Annotated in this window: 14 protein-coding genes; all 14 read left to right on the plus strand. The window is 43.4% G+C overall.

The features are described from left to right. The 14 genes from J6J28_RS02110 to J6J28_RS02175 all read left to right on the plus strand — a co-directional run bounded on the left by J6J28_RS02110 (position 1) and on the right by J6J28_RS02175 (position 15,741). Entirely contained in the window at positions 1-1,260 is a 1,260-nt protein-coding gene (locus J6J28_RS02110; RefSeq protein WP_301719664.1) for an oligosaccharide flippase family protein, read from the plus strand. Further along, a complete protein-coding gene (locus tag J6J28_RS02115) occupies positions 1,241-2,083 on the plus strand; it encodes a polysaccharide pyruvyl transferase family protein (protein ID WP_301719665.1) in 843 nt (280 codons plus the stop codon). The genes J6J28_RS02110 and J6J28_RS02115 overlap by 20 nt, the downstream gene beginning before the upstream one ends. Next, complete coding sequence (locus tag J6J28_RS02120; protein ID WP_301719667.1) at positions 2,073-2,837, plus strand: glycosyltransferase family 25 protein; 765 nt, start codon at positions 2,073-2,075, stop codon at positions 2,835-2,837. The genes J6J28_RS02115 and J6J28_RS02120 overlap by 11 nt, the downstream gene beginning before the upstream one ends. Next, positions 2,830-3,957: an EpsG family protein gene (locus tag J6J28_RS02125; RefSeq protein ID WP_301719668.1), complete on the plus strand. Its 1,128-nt coding sequence runs from the start codon at positions 2,830-2,832 to the stop codon at positions 3,955-3,957. The genes J6J28_RS02120 and J6J28_RS02125 overlap by 8 nt, the downstream gene beginning before the upstream one ends. Beyond that, complete coding sequence (locus J6J28_RS02130) at positions 3,954-4,583, plus strand: CatB-related O-acetyltransferase (protein WP_301719669.1); 630 nt, start codon at positions 3,954-3,956, stop codon at positions 4,581-4,583. The genes J6J28_RS02125 and J6J28_RS02130 overlap by 4 nt, the downstream gene beginning before the upstream one ends. 3 nt (positions 4,584-4,586) lie before the next feature. After that, a complete protein-coding gene (locus J6J28_RS02135; RefSeq protein WP_301719670.1) occupies positions 4,587-5,768 on the plus strand; it encodes a glycosyltransferase family 4 protein in 1,182 nt (393 codons plus the stop codon). A gap of 133 nt (positions 5,769-5,901) precedes the next feature. After that, a complete protein-coding gene (locus tag J6J28_RS02140; protein ID WP_301719671.1) occupies positions 5,902-7,035 on the plus strand; it encodes an N-acetyl sugar amidotransferase in 1,134 nt (377 codons plus the stop codon). Next, positions 7,032-7,646 carry an imidazole glycerol phosphate synthase subunit HisH gene (gene hisH, locus J6J28_RS02145; protein WP_301719672.1) on the plus strand — a complete coding sequence of 205 codons (615 nt, stop codon included), beginning with the start codon at positions 7,032-7,034 and terminating at the stop codon, positions 7,644-7,646. Before J6J28_RS02140 ends, hisH begins: the two co-directional genes overlap by 4 nt. A gap of 2 nt (positions 7,647-7,648) precedes the next feature. Continuing rightward, positions 7,649-8,428, plus strand: coding sequence for an AglZ/HisF2 family acetamidino modification protein (locus J6J28_RS02150; protein WP_301719674.1), 780 nt, complete (start codon positions 7,649-7,651; stop codon positions 8,426-8,428). Continuing rightward, positions 8,425-10,557 (plus strand): bi-domain-containing oxidoreductase, encoded by a 2,133-nt coding sequence (locus J6J28_RS02155; RefSeq protein WP_301719675.1) that lies wholly within the window; start codon positions 8,425-8,427, stop codon positions 10,555-10,557. The genes J6J28_RS02150 and J6J28_RS02155 overlap by 4 nt, the downstream gene beginning before the upstream one ends. An 11-nt stretch (positions 10,558-10,568) precedes the next feature. Continuing rightward, positions 10,569-11,771 (plus strand): UDP-N-acetyl-D-mannosamine dehydrogenase, encoded by a 1,203-nt coding sequence (gene wecC, locus J6J28_RS02160; protein ID WP_301719676.1) that lies wholly within the window; start codon positions 10,569-10,571, stop codon positions 11,769-11,771. A gap of 12 nt (positions 11,772-11,783) precedes the next feature. After that, positions 11,784-12,920: a non-hydrolyzing UDP-N-acetylglucosamine 2-epimerase gene (gene wecB, locus J6J28_RS02165; protein ID WP_301719677.1), complete on the plus strand. Its 1,137-nt coding sequence runs from the start codon at positions 11,784-11,786 to the stop codon at positions 12,918-12,920. Between the two features lie 8 nt (positions 12,921-12,928). After that, positions 12,929-14,575, plus strand: coding sequence for a heparinase II/III family protein (locus tag J6J28_RS02170; protein WP_301719678.1), 1,647 nt, complete (start codon positions 12,929-12,931; stop codon positions 14,573-14,575). Continuing rightward, positions 14,572-15,741, plus strand: coding sequence for a glycosyltransferase family 4 protein (locus J6J28_RS02175; RefSeq protein ID WP_301719679.1), 1,170 nt, complete (start codon positions 14,572-14,574; stop codon positions 15,739-15,741). Before J6J28_RS02170 ends, J6J28_RS02175 begins: the two co-directional genes overlap by 4 nt. The last annotated feature ends 1 nt before the right edge of the window (position 15,742 follow it).

The raw sequence follows: 15,742 nt of genomic DNA on the forward strand, positions 1-15,742 counted from the left end.
ATGGCTAAGAATGCCCTAATAGCGCTTTTAATCAAAGTTTTAAGTGCACTTCTAGGAATGTTTGCATCTGTATATATTGGTAGAACCTTAGGTGACCAAGCGCTTGGAAACGTGGGCCTTGTCAACTCATTTGCTGCGGTATCAGCGGTCCTAGGAACCTTTGGATTAAACGTATTTTACTTGCGAGAGTTTAATCAACGTAACATTTTTAAGAAATTCTACCTAATTAAAAATATAACCTTCACTATACTAATCATATGTTTAATTATATCGACTCTCAACTACTTATACTTTGAATTTATTAGAGAGCCGTCGGATGGTTTTACGGAAGCCCTCTCACTGATCTCTATTGTTGTATTTTTTATGGCATTGAACCAAATGTTGATAGCACATGCGAGGGCAACACTGAACACTAGGGCTATCGCTATACTCATGGTGTTCCCAAACATAATGAAATTAATCGTAATAGCCTACGCTGCATTCGTTAAATTATCGCTGGAATCATTTGTAACGTTTTATATTTTAACTTTTCTTTTAACTCCTCTACTTTATTTTGGATTTAACCAAGCCAAGCTTGTAAAAGTTGTTTATAAAAAATGTTTTATAGAGTTTAAAGGTGAACGCAAAAATAAGATCCATCGCCGCGAGAAGCTAATCAAGGCTGGAGCACCATTCATCTTAGTCGAGGGTATGCTTATTCTGTTTTCTAATACAGATGTCTTTGTATTAAGTCTATTCACTAATGCCTCGGAGCTTGGCCAATACGTGGTAGCTCTCAGTTTTCTATCGATGTTTATGATGATCATAAGCTCGGCCCAAACGTTTACCGCGTCACGGGTATCTGAAATCTTTCGAGTGAAAGGACGCAATCAAATGCGTACTTATCTTAAAAACATAACACGTTTCCAGTTTTTGTTAAGTTTTGTGCTCTATTTGATTATTTTATCATTTGGAGAAGAGTTAATTTATATTTTATATGGTGAGGGTTATGAGTCGTCGCACAAAGTGTTGGTGATTATAGGTTTCGGATATGTAATTAAGTCATTTTTAGGTGTTCCTGGCTTGGTTTTAAATATGTGCGGATTTGAGCGACAATATTCTCGGATTTCTATTTCATGGTTTTTGGTAAATTTGATTATTTCTCTAATATTTGCAAGATATCATGGTGTTTTAGGTGTCGCTCTCGCTACTTCACTTTCGATTATTTGTCTACAAATTCATTTACTAATAAGAGCTAGTCATGAGCTTAAAACGTTATAAAAGTTATTTGGACCTGATATTGAGAAGTATAGGTTCGATGCTACGTTTCAATTCGGAAAAGATGTATTGGTTTAACGGTAGGTTAAACTTAGGAGATATTTATAACGTTCGATTAATTGAGGCTATGTCGGGGAAGTCAGTGACTTGGATTCATCCTAAAGTTTATCCGTTCAACCACATACTGGCGTGCGGTTCAGTGATTGAGAATGCTACTTCAAGATCTATTATTTGGGGAAGTGGATGTTTGTTTAAAGATACTATAATTCCAAAGCACGCTACAGTGCATGCCGTTAGGGGACTGCAAACTTTCGACAAGCTCTCACAAGAGCAAAAGAAGAGCTGCCGTGGTATCGGTGATCCAGGAATTTTGGCTTCTAGATTGATACCGAGTTCGAGTGAGGCTTCAGCAACGAGCTATAGGTTTGGGGTCGTGCTGCATTATGCGGATAAAGAATTTTTTAGATCTAATGACCTAAGTTTTTTGGGGTCGTATAAACTAATAGATATCGAAACAGATGATCTCGAATTATTCGTACAAGAGATTTGTTCGGTTGAAGTTGTAATTTCGTCTTCTTTACATGGGTTAATATTTGCTGATTCCTTCTTAAAACCAAGTATTTGGTTGGCTTCCAGTTTCGATAGGATAAAGGGTGGACACTACAAGTTCATAGATTACTTCTCAAGCATAGGGGTAGATGAGAGAATGTACCATCGTCTTGATGAAGTCTTAGAAGCGCGTCCGTTTGATCCGCGTACCAAAATGAAAGAAATTGAAAAATCGCAAAATAGTCTACTAGCGAGTAGTCCATTTCGTGAACTGTAAAGCCTTCCTTATTAACTTAGCTGATCATGGCGAAAGGCGTCATCGTTCCGTGAAACTCATCGAAAACATCGGGGTCGATTACGAGGTTATACCAGCGGTAGATGGGCGTGTAAAAAATGATCGAGTTGAGGAGCTGGTTAAACGCTCAAATTCAAAAGAAATAATTGGAAGACAGATTGGTACTCGAGAGATAGCGTGCGCCTTGTCCCATTTGAAGTGCTATCACTCTCTGATCACTTCGCCGTTGAATTGGGCATTGGTTCTTGAGGACGACATACAGCTGAGAGAAATGACCCCTTCGGAGTTTAACCAAACTTTCACGCAAATTTTGGAGCATGTTCACACCACCGAACCAACTGTAATCTTGCTTGGACACCATCTTACGTATGAGCGTACAGAGGATGGCAAGCCGCGCTTATTTTCAAGGAAATCTTGTGTTCTTCGTGATAGAAATATGGGCCCCTTTTCTGAGAGGCCTAGCGGCGGTTATGCGTACCTGATAAATAGAACGGCGGCGGAACAAAGAATTTTGGAAATGGAAAAGATAGATTACCCTATTGACTATTGGTTGCCTAAAAATTATCGCCTAACAGGTCTATTTCCGCCTCTTGTAGATTTCGATAGCAATATTGAAAGTGAGATACAACAGGATCGCCAACCTAGTTTAGAAGTTAATACTTTAAATGCAACCGTTAAAAAGATTCTGCTTCGTTCTCGAAGTTACTTATACCAATTGACACGTTCTTATGATTGAAGTTATGTATTATGCGGTAATCATGCTCGTTGGCTACGGCTTAATTTTAGCTCTAAGCTTTAAAAAAAATGATATTTTAAAAACTAGCTTTCTGCCACAACACAGCCATTTGTATGTAAGTGCCGCTATTGTATTTTTTGTAATATTTCTTATTTTGCCTGTCACCGAATCAACGGACAGGTCTTATTATTTGGAAAGCGTTAAACAGTATGTTGAAAGTGGTTACCTCGATCAATACCTGCTAAATAAGGAAGTTGGTTTCTATTACGTAGTCAAATCACTTGCGCTTCTCTTTCCAAACGGCACGGTCGTTGTTGCAACGTTGTCTTCAGTGACATTGACTTTGTTATTGATTGGTTATACGAAGATTTTTGAAAACAAGCGTCTTGGAGCGGTAGCTACCATTGTAGTGCTGATGCTTTGGTTTCACATATGGTCAGTTAACGGAATCCGACAGGCAATGGCAATATCTTTTTTTGTCATCGCTTTTAGCTTCATGTTACGAGAAAAATATTTAAAGGCCGTACTCATCATATTGGCTGGCAGCTTTTTTCACTTTTCCTCAGTTTATATGCTGGTATTCATAACTGCTTTCATTGCTTTTAAGAAAAAAGGTTTTAGAGTTTCGGTACTCAGCCATGTTATTTTTCTATTTTTTGCGTTGTTCGTGGCTTCTAATCCCGATCTTATAAATTCATTGACGTCTCCTTTAATGGAAATGTCTCAGTTCTTAATAACTTCTGAATATTTCCACTACCTTGAAAAGTCAACCGTAGAGGTCCGATCAGCCCATACCGGAATAGGCATCGGCCTTGCGTTTCGATGTGTAATATTTATCTATGTTATATTAACGATGCATCTTCATAAGTACAAGCCTTATTATAACTACTCTACTTTTAGCTTAGTGCTTTTACTTAATCTTTTGTTAGTAATGCTTGGTTCAATTGAACTAATTACTAGAGCGTTGCTTTACCTATATATATTAATTGGGTATCTATTGGTAGGTTCAATAAAGGTAAACGCTCGTTCGGGATACAAGTATATGCAATACATTGGAACAGCTCTTGCGTTCGCTAGTTCAGGTATTCTTTTTGCTGAGCTGTCGGGGACATATTCATGACACTAAGATATTTACTCTCGAAGTTCTTAACTAAAATTCAGATCGCGGCCGTTACTGATTCAAATATTCATAAATCAAGTAAAGTGGAAGCAAGAAGCAATGTAGTAAACGTTAGAATGGGTAAACACTCGTTCATAGGCTACGATTGTGAGATTTTTAATGCTGACATCGGTAGTTTTGTATCTATAGCAAACAACGTCAAATGCGGGGGCGGAATGCACCCATTGTCATGGGTTTCCACTTCTCCTGCATTTTACCAAGGACGAGATAGTATTCGGAAAAAATTTAGCTTATTCCCTCGTAATGAACCCTTAAGGTCAATAATCGGGACCGATGTTTGGCTGGGAAGCAATGTGCTTATCAAGCAGGGGATATCTGTCGGTATTGGCGCAGTAGTTGGAATGGGGTCTGTGGTCACAAAGGACGTGCCTCCATATGCAGTAGTCGCCGGCAACCCCGCAAAGGTGATAAAATACCGTTTTTCTAAGGATATAATTGAGGAGTTGTTGCAATCTCAGTGGTGGGATTTAGACGATCAACAATTAGAGGAGGTGTCTCATTCTATAACAGACCCAATCAAGTTTATAGAAAACGTGAAGCAGCTTCGTAACGAAGTGGAGCTCTAGGCCATGAAAATTGCGCACTTGTGTCTTGCAGCCATCTATGTAGAGGGGTATGCATATCAAGAAAACATACTGCCTCGAATTCATAAGACAAAAGGACACGAAGTAAAGATTATCGCTTCAACCGAAACTTATTTAGCAAACAGACAACTGGGATATACAGTCGCTAAAACATTTCTGAATGAAGATTCAATTCCGGTTACTAGACTCAATTATGTTCGCTGGTTACCGAAGAAGTTCGTCAGGAAACTGAGATTATATAATGGTTTGGAAGATGAGTTAGATAATTTTAATCCAGATATTATATTTTTACATGACGCGCAGTTTTGGAATACGGGCACTGTTGCACGCTATGTCAGAAGTAATCCTCAGGTTAAAGTTTTTTCAGATTGTCATACGGACTTTATTAACAGCGCGAAAGGATTTTTGTCAGAGAAAGTACTTCATAGGATTATTTACAGATATTATATTTCACGCATCCAACACGAGGTAAAAAAATTTTATGGAGTGACACCTCCTAGATGTGAGTTTTTAATAGATGTTTATAAAATACCGAGAGGCAAAGTTGAATACTTACCGCTTGGATATGACGACTCTAGATTCTCACCTGATTATTTACGAAGTATTAGGAAAGAGACTAGAGTCAGAAATGGTATACCTCAAGATCGTTTTATAATCGGCACTGGAGGTAAGTTTGATGATCGTAAAAGACTTGACTTATTGGTACAGGCCTGTAACCAACTAGGTGAAAATTTATTGGATCAAATCGCTATTGTTTTATTTGGCGAGCCGCCGGCTTCAAACGCTGAAGCATTTTCCGAAATTGTCGATTCATCTTTAGTCAAAATAGTCTATTTGGGTTGGCAAAGTCCGGAGCAAGTATCATCAATAATTGCTTCGTCTGATTTGATGGTCTTTCCCGGCACACACTCAACATTATGGGAAGAGTCTCTTGGACTTGGTATTCCAGCTATCCTTCGATATTGGGATGGTTTCGATAAATTAGTCGATCCAGAAAAATTTTTGACTCTAACAACCGGAACTGTCGAAGAGCTGTCCGATAAGATACAACGCATGCTCATAGACCATGAAGCATATCAAGTATGCCTTTCCGAAGCTAAGGCGAAGAGTTGCATGTTTCAATATAGCGATATAGCGATTCGAGCACTCGGCGACGAAATGTCCTAAGAGTAAGTGAATACGGAAGTCATCAGCTTAGGATATTGGCTTTTCATCTGTAGAATTTACTCACATCTTTCGATTAAATAAACGAAATAATATGTCTCCTTTAAAGACTAAATAGTATGAAAAAAGGCTTAAAATGAACGAGAAAAGAGTCTGTGTAAACTGCGTGATGGACACGTCAGATAGCAAAATCATTTTCGACGATAAAGGTATTTGCGATCACTGTAATACATTTTTCGAAGATATCGCTCCCAAATGGCATCCGGACGAAAAGGGGTTGCAACAGATAAACGAAGTCGCAGAAAAAATTAAAAAAGAAGGTGTAGGTAAAGAATTTGACTGCATAATTGGAATGAGTGGTGGAATAGACAGTTCTTATTTGGTCTATCTAGCAAAGCAGAAGCTTGGTTTACGACCACTAGTTTTTCATGTGGATGCAGGTTGGAATTCGCAGACAGCCGTAAATAATATTGAAAAAATCGTCGATGGCTTAGATCTAGATCTTTATACGGAAGTTATCGACTGGGAAGAAATGAAAGATCTTCAACTTTCCTTTATTAAGTCAGGTGTTTCTCACATTGACACACCTCAAGACCACGCTTTTTTCGCTACCATGTATAAGTTTGCAGCGAAGTACGGGGTAAAATACATACTTACCGGCGGGAATTACTCGACGGAATGTGTCAGAAACCCACTTGAGTGGATGTACTATCAGTCAGATTCTAGACAGCTAAAAGACATACATCGTAAATTTGGGCAGCGTAAACTTAAGAATTATCCTGTAACCAATATCCTGTGGCATAAGATTTTCCTGCCTTATGTTAAGGGAATCAAAGTTTTAAGACCTCTTGACTACTTGCCCTATGACAAAGAGCAAGCTACCCAATTTCTAGTAGATAACTTTGGTTACCAGCGCTATGCGCAGAAACATTTTGAGTCTCGCTTTACTAAGTTTTATGAGAGCTATTGGTTACCAGAAAAGTTTGGTTATGACACGCGAAAAGTGCAGTATTCCAGCTTAATCCTGACAGGACAAATGACGCGAGACGAGGCGCTTGAGAAGCTCAAGAAACCTGCCTACGATCCAGCAGAAATTGAGCACGAGTTTGAGTATGTTGCAAGTAAATTGGGTATAAGTGCTGCTGAGCTGAGATCCTATTTCAACGCGCCTAACAAAACCTATAAAGATTACAAGAATCAAGAATCATTCTATGAGCTTGGCGCGAAGGCAATGAGGGCTTTGGGTTTGGAGAAAGGTGGGAAGCGGTGATAGGAATCATCAACTACGGCTTAGGCAACATTAGCGCTTTTGCTAACATTTTCAAGCGTAGCAATATCCCGCACCGAGTCGTGAGCGAAAAAGCGCATTTTGAAGGCGTCGATAAATTTATTCTCCCGGGGGTGGGTGCCTTTGATTATGCGATGAAACTTTTGAACGAATCAGGTTTAAGGGAAGAGCTAGAGATTCAAGTTTTAGATCTAAAAAAGCCAGTGTTGGGTGTGTGCGTAGGTATGCAAATAATGGGCGACTCCAGTGAAGAGGGGACATGCTCTGGTTTGGGCTGGATTCCGGGTAAGGTTAGGATATTTGACCCCGAATCGATCCAACGTAAGCCAAAAATCCCTCACATGGGTTGGAACCAGGTATCTCCGAAAAAAGATCAAGCGATATTTGCAGGCGTGGATTACGAAATAGGGTTCTATTTTTTACACTCATTTTATTTTGAGGCAACGAATGCAGACGATACTTTAGCCAGCTCTGTGTACGGAGTCGAGTTTGCTTGTGCTCTGCATCGAAAAAATATTTATGCGTTTCAGTTTCATCCAGAGAAAAGCTTAAATAATGGAACCCGCCTTCTACAAAACTTTGCGGCGATTTAATTATGTTACGTTCACGAATTATCCCCTGCCTGCTCGTTCATAACAAAGGACTAGTCAAAACAAAAAAATTCTCGGACCCAAAATATGTGGGCGACCCAATAAACGCTGTGAAGATCTTCAATGAAAAACTTGTGGATGAGCTTATCGTCCTTGATATTGATGCTACTCGTGATAGACGTGAACCTGACTACGAAATGATTAGAAATCTAGCGTCTGAATGTCGAATGCCGCTGTGCTACGGCGGTGGCGTTTCAACCGTAGAGCAAGCCGTCAGAATTAGTAATTTGGGCGTCGAAAAAGTCGCAATTAGTGCCAGCGCATTCGAGTCTGGCAGCTTGATTGAAGACATGGTGGCTGCTATCGGGAAACAGAGCGTTGTGGTTGTTCTTGATGTGAAAAAGACCTTGTGGGGCAGCTATGACGTCTATATCAGAAATGGCAAAAAGAAAGTGAAAGGCAGCTTTAAGGACATATTGAGAAGAATTGAAGAGCGAGGAGCCGGAGAGATCGTAGTAAACTCGATAGATTGTGATGGTGTCATGCAAGGCTACGATTTAAAGCTTATCGAGCTAACGAGAAAGGAACTGGATATTCCATTGACCGTTCTCGGCGGGGCTGGAACGCTGGAACATATAAAAGAAGTCGTCGACCTTTATCGTCCGATTGGGGTGGCGGCCGGCAGCTTATTTGTTTTTAAAGGGAAGTTTCGCGCGGTGCTTATTAATTACCCATCTGTAGAAAAGAAAAAAGACATGACCATCCGTTTTGAGGGGAACCAATGAGGCAGTTGTTGCAGAGTTTAAAGGATGGTTCTATACGAATCGAAGAAGTTCCAAGACCCCACGTAGGAGCCAACCGTATCCTTGTAGAAACATGTAAAACGGTTGTGTCCGCTGGGACAGAAAGGATGCTGCTAGACTTTGGAAAAGGTGGATGGATAGCGAAAGTACGGCAGCAGCCTGATAAAGTCCGAATGGTTTTAGAAAAAGCAAAAACCGACGGAATTATTGCTACAGCAGAGTCCGTGAAAAGTAAGTTAGAGCAACCAATACCGCTCGGTTACTGTAATGTTGGCGTAGTGGCGACAGTTGGGACGGGTGTAAATGCCTTTGAGGTTGGCGACCGGGTAGTAAGTAACGGAAGCCACTCCGAAGTGGTTGTCGTTTCCCAAAACCTGTGTGCAAAGGTTCCTGATAAAGTTTCTGACGATCAAGCTTCTTTTACTGTTTTAGGAGCTATTGGTTTGCAAGGTATACGGCTTGTTAATCCATCAATTGGTGAAACAGTTGTCGTAATTGGATTGGGGCTGATCGGGCTATTAACCGTGCAAATGTTGCTTGCAAATGGCTGCCGTGTAATTGGAATCGACCTCGATAAACGCCGTATTAAGCTTGCAGAGGAATTAGGTGCTAAGGTAGTGAACCCCGCTGCTGGAGAAGACCCTATAGCTGTTGCAAAAAGCTTTACCAAAGGACGTGGGGTCGATGCTGTTTTAATTACGGCTTCAACACAGAGTAGTAAACCTGTTGCTGACGCAGCCGAGATGTGCCGGAAACGTGGAAGGATAGTTTTAGTCGGAGTCACAGGACTTGAGCTAAACCGTTCTGACTTTTATGAGAAAGAGCTTACCTTTCAAGTTTCATGCTCTTATGGACCGGGACGTTATGACCCGTCCTATGAGGAGGACGGCCAAGATTATCCGATAGGTTTTGTTCGCTGGACAGAACAGCGCAATCTTGAAGCCGTTTTGGATATGATGGCTAGCGGAAAGCTGAATGTTGAACCGCTTATAACTCATAGATATGCATTTGAGAATGCAAAAGAGGCTTATGATGCTCTAGGCGCTGATAAAACGGCGCTTGGTATACTGCTCGAGTACAATAGACCGTCTGAAGAAAGGACGGTTAAAACTGTTACGCTTAATAAAGAAAGCACCTACGACCCAAAAGAGCCAACAATAGGGTTTGTTGGCGCGGGTAATTATGCATCTCGAGTCCTCATCCCTGCTTTTAAAGCGGCAAATGGGCAACTTCAGTCAATCGCAACGTCTGGTGGAGTGAATGGGGTCATTCATGGAGCTAAGGCTGGATTTAGGGAAACTACAACTGATACTGAAGGCTTGATTTTAAGTGACCTAATAAATACTGTGGCGATCGTAACCCGCCACAATACCCACGCACACTTCGTATCAAAAGCTGTTGCAGCCGGAAAACATGTCTTTGTAGAAAAGCCGCTGGCGATAAACTTTGAAGAGCTTGAACTGGTTCAAAAGTCGCTTCAAATGACAGAGAATTCGCCACTTTTGATGGTCGGTTTTAATCGTCGTTTTGCTCGCCAGGTTCAAAAAATGAAGTCTCTTGTGATGCCTTTGAGAGAGCCTAAGACTCTAATTTTGACGATGAATGCTGGTGCTATTCCTTCAGACCATTGGACTCAGGACATTGAAACTGGTGGTGGCCGAATTATTGGCGAAGCGTGCCACTTCATTGATCTTGCACGCTTTTTGGTTGATTCGCCGATAATCTCCGTACAGGCTCGAAAAATGGGTGATACGGACAACGGAGAAGTAACGGAAGACAAAGCATCAATTACGTTAGGTTTTGAGGACGGTTCACTAGCAACCATTCATTACTTCGCGAATGGAGCAAATAGCTTCCCGAAAGAACGTATTGAGGTATTTGCTGCTGGTCGTGTATTGCAGCTGGATAACTTTCGCAAGCTCCGAGGCTACGGTTGGCCAGGGTTTAAGAAAATGAACCTTTGGCGTCAGGATAAAGGGCAAAAAGCCTGCGTTCAGGCCTTTTTAGATGCAATCAGGAATGGCAATCCGAGTCCGATTTCGCCTGAGGAGCTGTTTGAAGTCGCTCGCGTTACTATCGAGGCCACAGAGCAACTTCGCTCGCAGAAGTAAAGGGAAGTAGTATGACAAAGGATATTTGTATTGTGGGCCTCGGCTACATAGGCCTGCCCACAGCAGCACTTCTCGCCAATCAAGGCTATCAAGTGCTCGGCATTGACGTTTCGGAAGAGGTTGTCAGTACCGTTAATAACGGCGAGATCCACATCGTAGAGCCAGAGCTCGACGCCTACGTTGCTAAAGCTGTAAAAGAGAAAAATCTTGTCGCGGCTCTTAAACCCAAAGCTGCTGACGTGTTTATCATTGCGGTTCCCACCCCCTTTCATGACGGGCATGTACCAAACATTGATTATGTTGAAGCTGCATCACGAGCTATTGCGCCTGTGCTGAAGTCAGGGAATATCGTGATTCTGGAGTCGACCTCACCAGTTGGGACTACCGAGCGGGTTGCTGATGTATTAGCAGAAGAGGGCGTTGATACCTCTTCTTTGTTTATTGCCCATTGCCCAGAACGCGTACTGCCTGGTCATATCATGCGTGAGCTTACCGAGAACGATCGCATCGTGGGCGGCATCACCTCTGAAGCTGGCGAGAAAGTGGCGGATTTTTATCGCTCATTCGTCACCGGCGATGTGTTGGTAACTGATGCCCGTACCGCAGAAATGGCAAAGCTCACCGAGAATAGCTTCCGTGACGTGAATATAGCATTTGCCAACGAACTATCGATTCTTTGCGACAAATTTAAGATTGATGTATGGGAGCTTATCCGCCTTGCCAATCGTCATCCTCGAGTGAATATTCTGCAGCCAGGCACTGGTGTTGGTGGCCATTGCATCGCAGTCGATCCTTGGTTCATCGTGCATGAAGGCGGTAAAGACGCGCGTCTTATCCGTGCTGCCCGTGAGATCAATGATTATAAGACCGCATGGGTGGTCGAGCGAATTATCGATACGGTAAAAGCCTTTCATGATGAACATGGCCGTGCGCCATCGGTGGCCTGTATGGGGCTTGCCTTCAAACCCGATATCGACGATTTGCGTGAATCACCAGCGTTATCAGTTTTCCAGTCTCTCGTACTTGAAGATATCGATGCACTTGCTGTTGAGCCAAACCTGAAGCGTCATAAAAGTATCGTACTTAACGATTATCATGACGTAGCCGATAGCGCCGATATCGTAGTGTATCTGGTATCACATAATGAATTTAAAGGCTTGAAGGTGCGTGGCAAAGTGCTCGACTTTTGTGGCGTGACTGTTGTAGCAAAGTAAAAAGGTTTCTTGATGAAAGTATTACTCGCCTTTGGCACTCGCCCAGAAGCTATTAAAATGGCGCCCCTGGTAAAAGCCTTACAAGCCGACCCGTTCTTTGATGTTTGCGTGACTGTGACCGCACAACATCGCGAGATGCTCGATCAGGTGTTGGCGCTATTTGAAATCACCCCTGACTATGATTTAGATATCATGAAAGCAGGGCAAGATTTGTACGACGTAACCTCATCGGTCTTGTTGGGGATGCGGACTGTGTTTGCTGAATCGAAGCCTGATTTGGTATTGGTTCATGGTGACACCGCAACCACTTTTGCAGCATCATTGGCCGCTTTTTATGCTCGCATCCCAGTGGGTCATGTGGAAGCGGGGCTACGTACCCATGATTTGCATTCGCCATGGCCAGAAGAGGCAAACCGCCAATTGACCGGACGCCTAGCGCGCTGGCACTTTGCACCTACCGAGCGCAATCGCCGTGATTTACTGGCAGAGCAAGTAAGCGATGATGCGATTCTGGTCACCGGCAACACCGTGATTGATGCGCTGCAGTGGGTGACGCAAAAGATTTCTGCTTCGGATACCTTGCGCGCAGCTATTTTATCGCAGCTTTCCGATGCAGGATTAACCGTCGATCTGCAGGATTCGCGTTATGTGCTTATTACTGGGCATCGCCGCGAGAACTTTGGTCAGGGCTTTGAGAATATTTGCTCGGCACTGCGCTCATTAGCCGTTGAGCACCCTGATGTACATTTCGTTTATCCGGTTCATTTGAACCCTAATGTTCAGAAGCCGGTACGCTCGCTGTTGGACGGCCTCGATAACGTTCACCTTATTAAACCGCTGGGCTATGAGCCCTTTGTATGGCTGATGCAAAATTGCCACCTCGTGTTAACAGACAGCGGTGGTGTGCAGGAAGAAGCCCCAGGCCTCGGCAAGCCCGTTTTAGTTATGCGTGACACTACTGAGCGCCCCGAAGCAGTAGACGCCGGCACCGTGCGTTTAGTCGGCACCTCTGTTGATGCGATAGTGTCATCGGTAACATCACTGCTAGTAGAACCAGAAGAGTACGCTTCTATGTCACGCGCCCACAACCCATATGGCGATGGTCATGCTTGCGCCCACATTGCTGAATTTCTGAAGCAAAATCGCTGATCCTCTCGATGCTTAATCGCCTGAAACTCTATTATCATACCCTGAAGCCACTTCGTTTTGAGCAGATCTGGTATCGGCTACGGTATAGATTATTTCCATTAAAACAACTGCTAAACAATTCAAATGAGCCTGTTGACATTAAAAAGTGGTCATTTGATTCCTTTCCATTTGTGACGCAAAGTCTCTGGGGAAATGGTCGGGTTCAGTTCTTGAACGAAGCTGCGACAATTTCTGTCGCAAATGATTGGAATTCGCCGAACTTTGATAAGTTGTGGCTTTATAACCTGCATTATTTTGATGATCTGAACTCACTAGATTCAGATTCCCGCGTAGTCCTGCAAAAGCAGTTTATTAAGCAATGGCTTGAGCAAAATCCCCCAATGTCTGGCAATGGTTGGGAGCCATACCCCATTTCATTACGTCTGGTGAATTGGGTGAAATGGTGTCAACGCCACCAAGAATTTGATCAACGCGTCCTAAAAAGTATTCGCGACCAATCCGAAGCTTTGTTACAACAGCTTGAGTTCCACATTCTCGGTAACCACTTGTTCGCCAATGCAAAAGCACTGGCGTTTGTCGGCTGTTTTCTTGAAGGATCCCGAGCAGATGGCTACTTAACGAAAGGCTTGGAATTATTAGATCGGGAAGTGCCAGAGCAGTTTTTGTCAGATGGCGGGCATTTCGAGCTAAGCCCTATGTATCACTGCATTTTGTTGTGGGACATGCTTGATTTGTATCAGTTACTTTTGGTGACTGGCAATAAACAACTTGAGCAACGTCAGGATCAGTGGCGGAACGTCATAGTTAACGGGTTGGCATGGTTGAAAAGCATGTGTCACCCCGATGGCCAAATCAGCTTTTTCAATGATGGAGCTTTTGGTATTGCGCCGCCTCCGTATGCGATTTTTGAATATGCGTCGCGACTGGATATCGAAGACACTAGCAGATTGGTTAAAGGTGCTCATAGGTTGTCGGCCAGTGGTTATTCGCGCCTCTCGTCCGGTCATGTGGTTGTGTTGTTTGATCATGCTGAAGTCGGGCCGAGTTATCTTCCGGGGCATGCACATTCGGACACTCTAAGTTTTGAACTGTCAGTGGGCGCACAACGCCTGTTCGTGAACTCCGGAACATCCGTATACGGTAGTGGGGATGAGCGCGCTCGTCAGCGTTCGACACAGGCACACAATACGGTGGTAGTGAATGAGCAGAATTCCTCTGAAGTTTGGGGTGGCTTCCGTGTTGCGCGTCGAGCGAATATCTTAGATGTCGTACCGGAGAGTCGAGGCGATACTTGTTCAGTGACTGCTTGTCATGACGGCTTTTCCCGATTCCAAAAAGGCTTAACTCATAAACGGACCTGCAGTTTAGGGCAAACGGAATTTCAGGTTGTTGATGAACTCTCGCAAGAGGTGCGTTCAGCCGAGGCGTATTTCCATTTGCACCCTGACATTGCCGTGGAAGCGAAGTCCTCACAGGTGGCATTGCTCACCTTGCCCTCAGGGCAACAACTTGAATTTGTCACTGATTCATCGTTGATAATTGAGTCATCTACCTGGCATCCCGAATTTGGTAAGTCGATACCGAGTCATCGATTGGTTGTGCCATTTTCTTCCCGCAAACTTTCCTGCAATCTTAATTTCGGATCAAACCTTTGAAGTTATTAGTTTTATCTTTCTATTATGCGCCCGACTTATGTGCGGGCTCGTTTCGCTGCACGGCATTGGTTGATGCACTTCGTGCCTATGATATCGAAATTGAAGTGGTAACCACGTTACCGAACCGGTACGCAAGTTTCTCTGCTGAAGCTCCGGCATTTGAGGAGAGCGAGCAGGTAAAAATTCACCGCGTAGCGCTGCCTGAGCATGCCAGTGGCATGGCTGATCAAAGTAAGGCATTTCGTGCTTTTTATAATGCCGCACGGAAGCTTACCGCCCCTGGAGACTATGATGCTGTTGTGGCGACGTCTTCGCGGTTGTTCACGGCATTTTTAGGAGCACGAATAGCTCGCCAAAAAAGGATCCCGTTGTATTTAGATATCCGCGATATATTCGTCGATACTCTAAACGATGTCTTGCCCAAAAAAATCACCTGGGCAGCACTACCGGTCCTCAACCAAATTGAACGCTACACTTTTAATTCAGCGACGCGCATTAACCTTGTTTCCCCTGGCTTTGCGGACTATTTCAAGACACGGTACCCGCGAGTAGACTATCAATGGTTTACCAATGGTATCGACAATGAATTCTTAGAGGTTGCCCCTTCAGTTTCTCGGAGACTCGAGTCTTCAGGGCGAGTCAAGGTGCTCTATGCGGGCAATATTGGTGAAGGGCAGGGGTTACATCGGATCATACCAACACTTGCTAAGCGAATGCATGATAGCGCCGAGTTTAAAATTATTGGCGCCGGTGGCAGGCTTGCGGAATTGGAAGTTGCGTGCGAAGGGCTTGATAATGTTGAGTTATTGCCGCCAGTTGGCCGCAAAGACTTAATCGAGGCTTATCAATCGGCAGATGTTTTATTTTTGCATTTGAATGATTACGAAGCTTTTAAAAAGGTCTTACCCTCGAAAATCTTCGAATACGCCGCGCTTGGCAAGCCTGTTTGGGCTGGTGTAGGCGGCTATGCAGCTGAATTTTTGCGGGAAAATGTAGAAAATAGCGGTGTTTTTGAGCCTGGTAATGCAGAAAGTGCTGTCGCCAGTTTTGGCGATTTGAGGCTTGAGGAAGTCCCTCGTTCTGACTTTGTTTCTAAGTTTGCACGGACTGCGATCATGCGTGACATGGCGGCGGACATAGTGAATTTCGTTCAGGAGCAAAAGTGAC

The organism is Pseudidiomarina terrestris (assembly GCF_030466375.1).
GTDB lineage: Bacteria > Pseudomonadota > Gammaproteobacteria > Enterobacterales > Alteromonadaceae > Pseudidiomarina > Pseudidiomarina terrestris.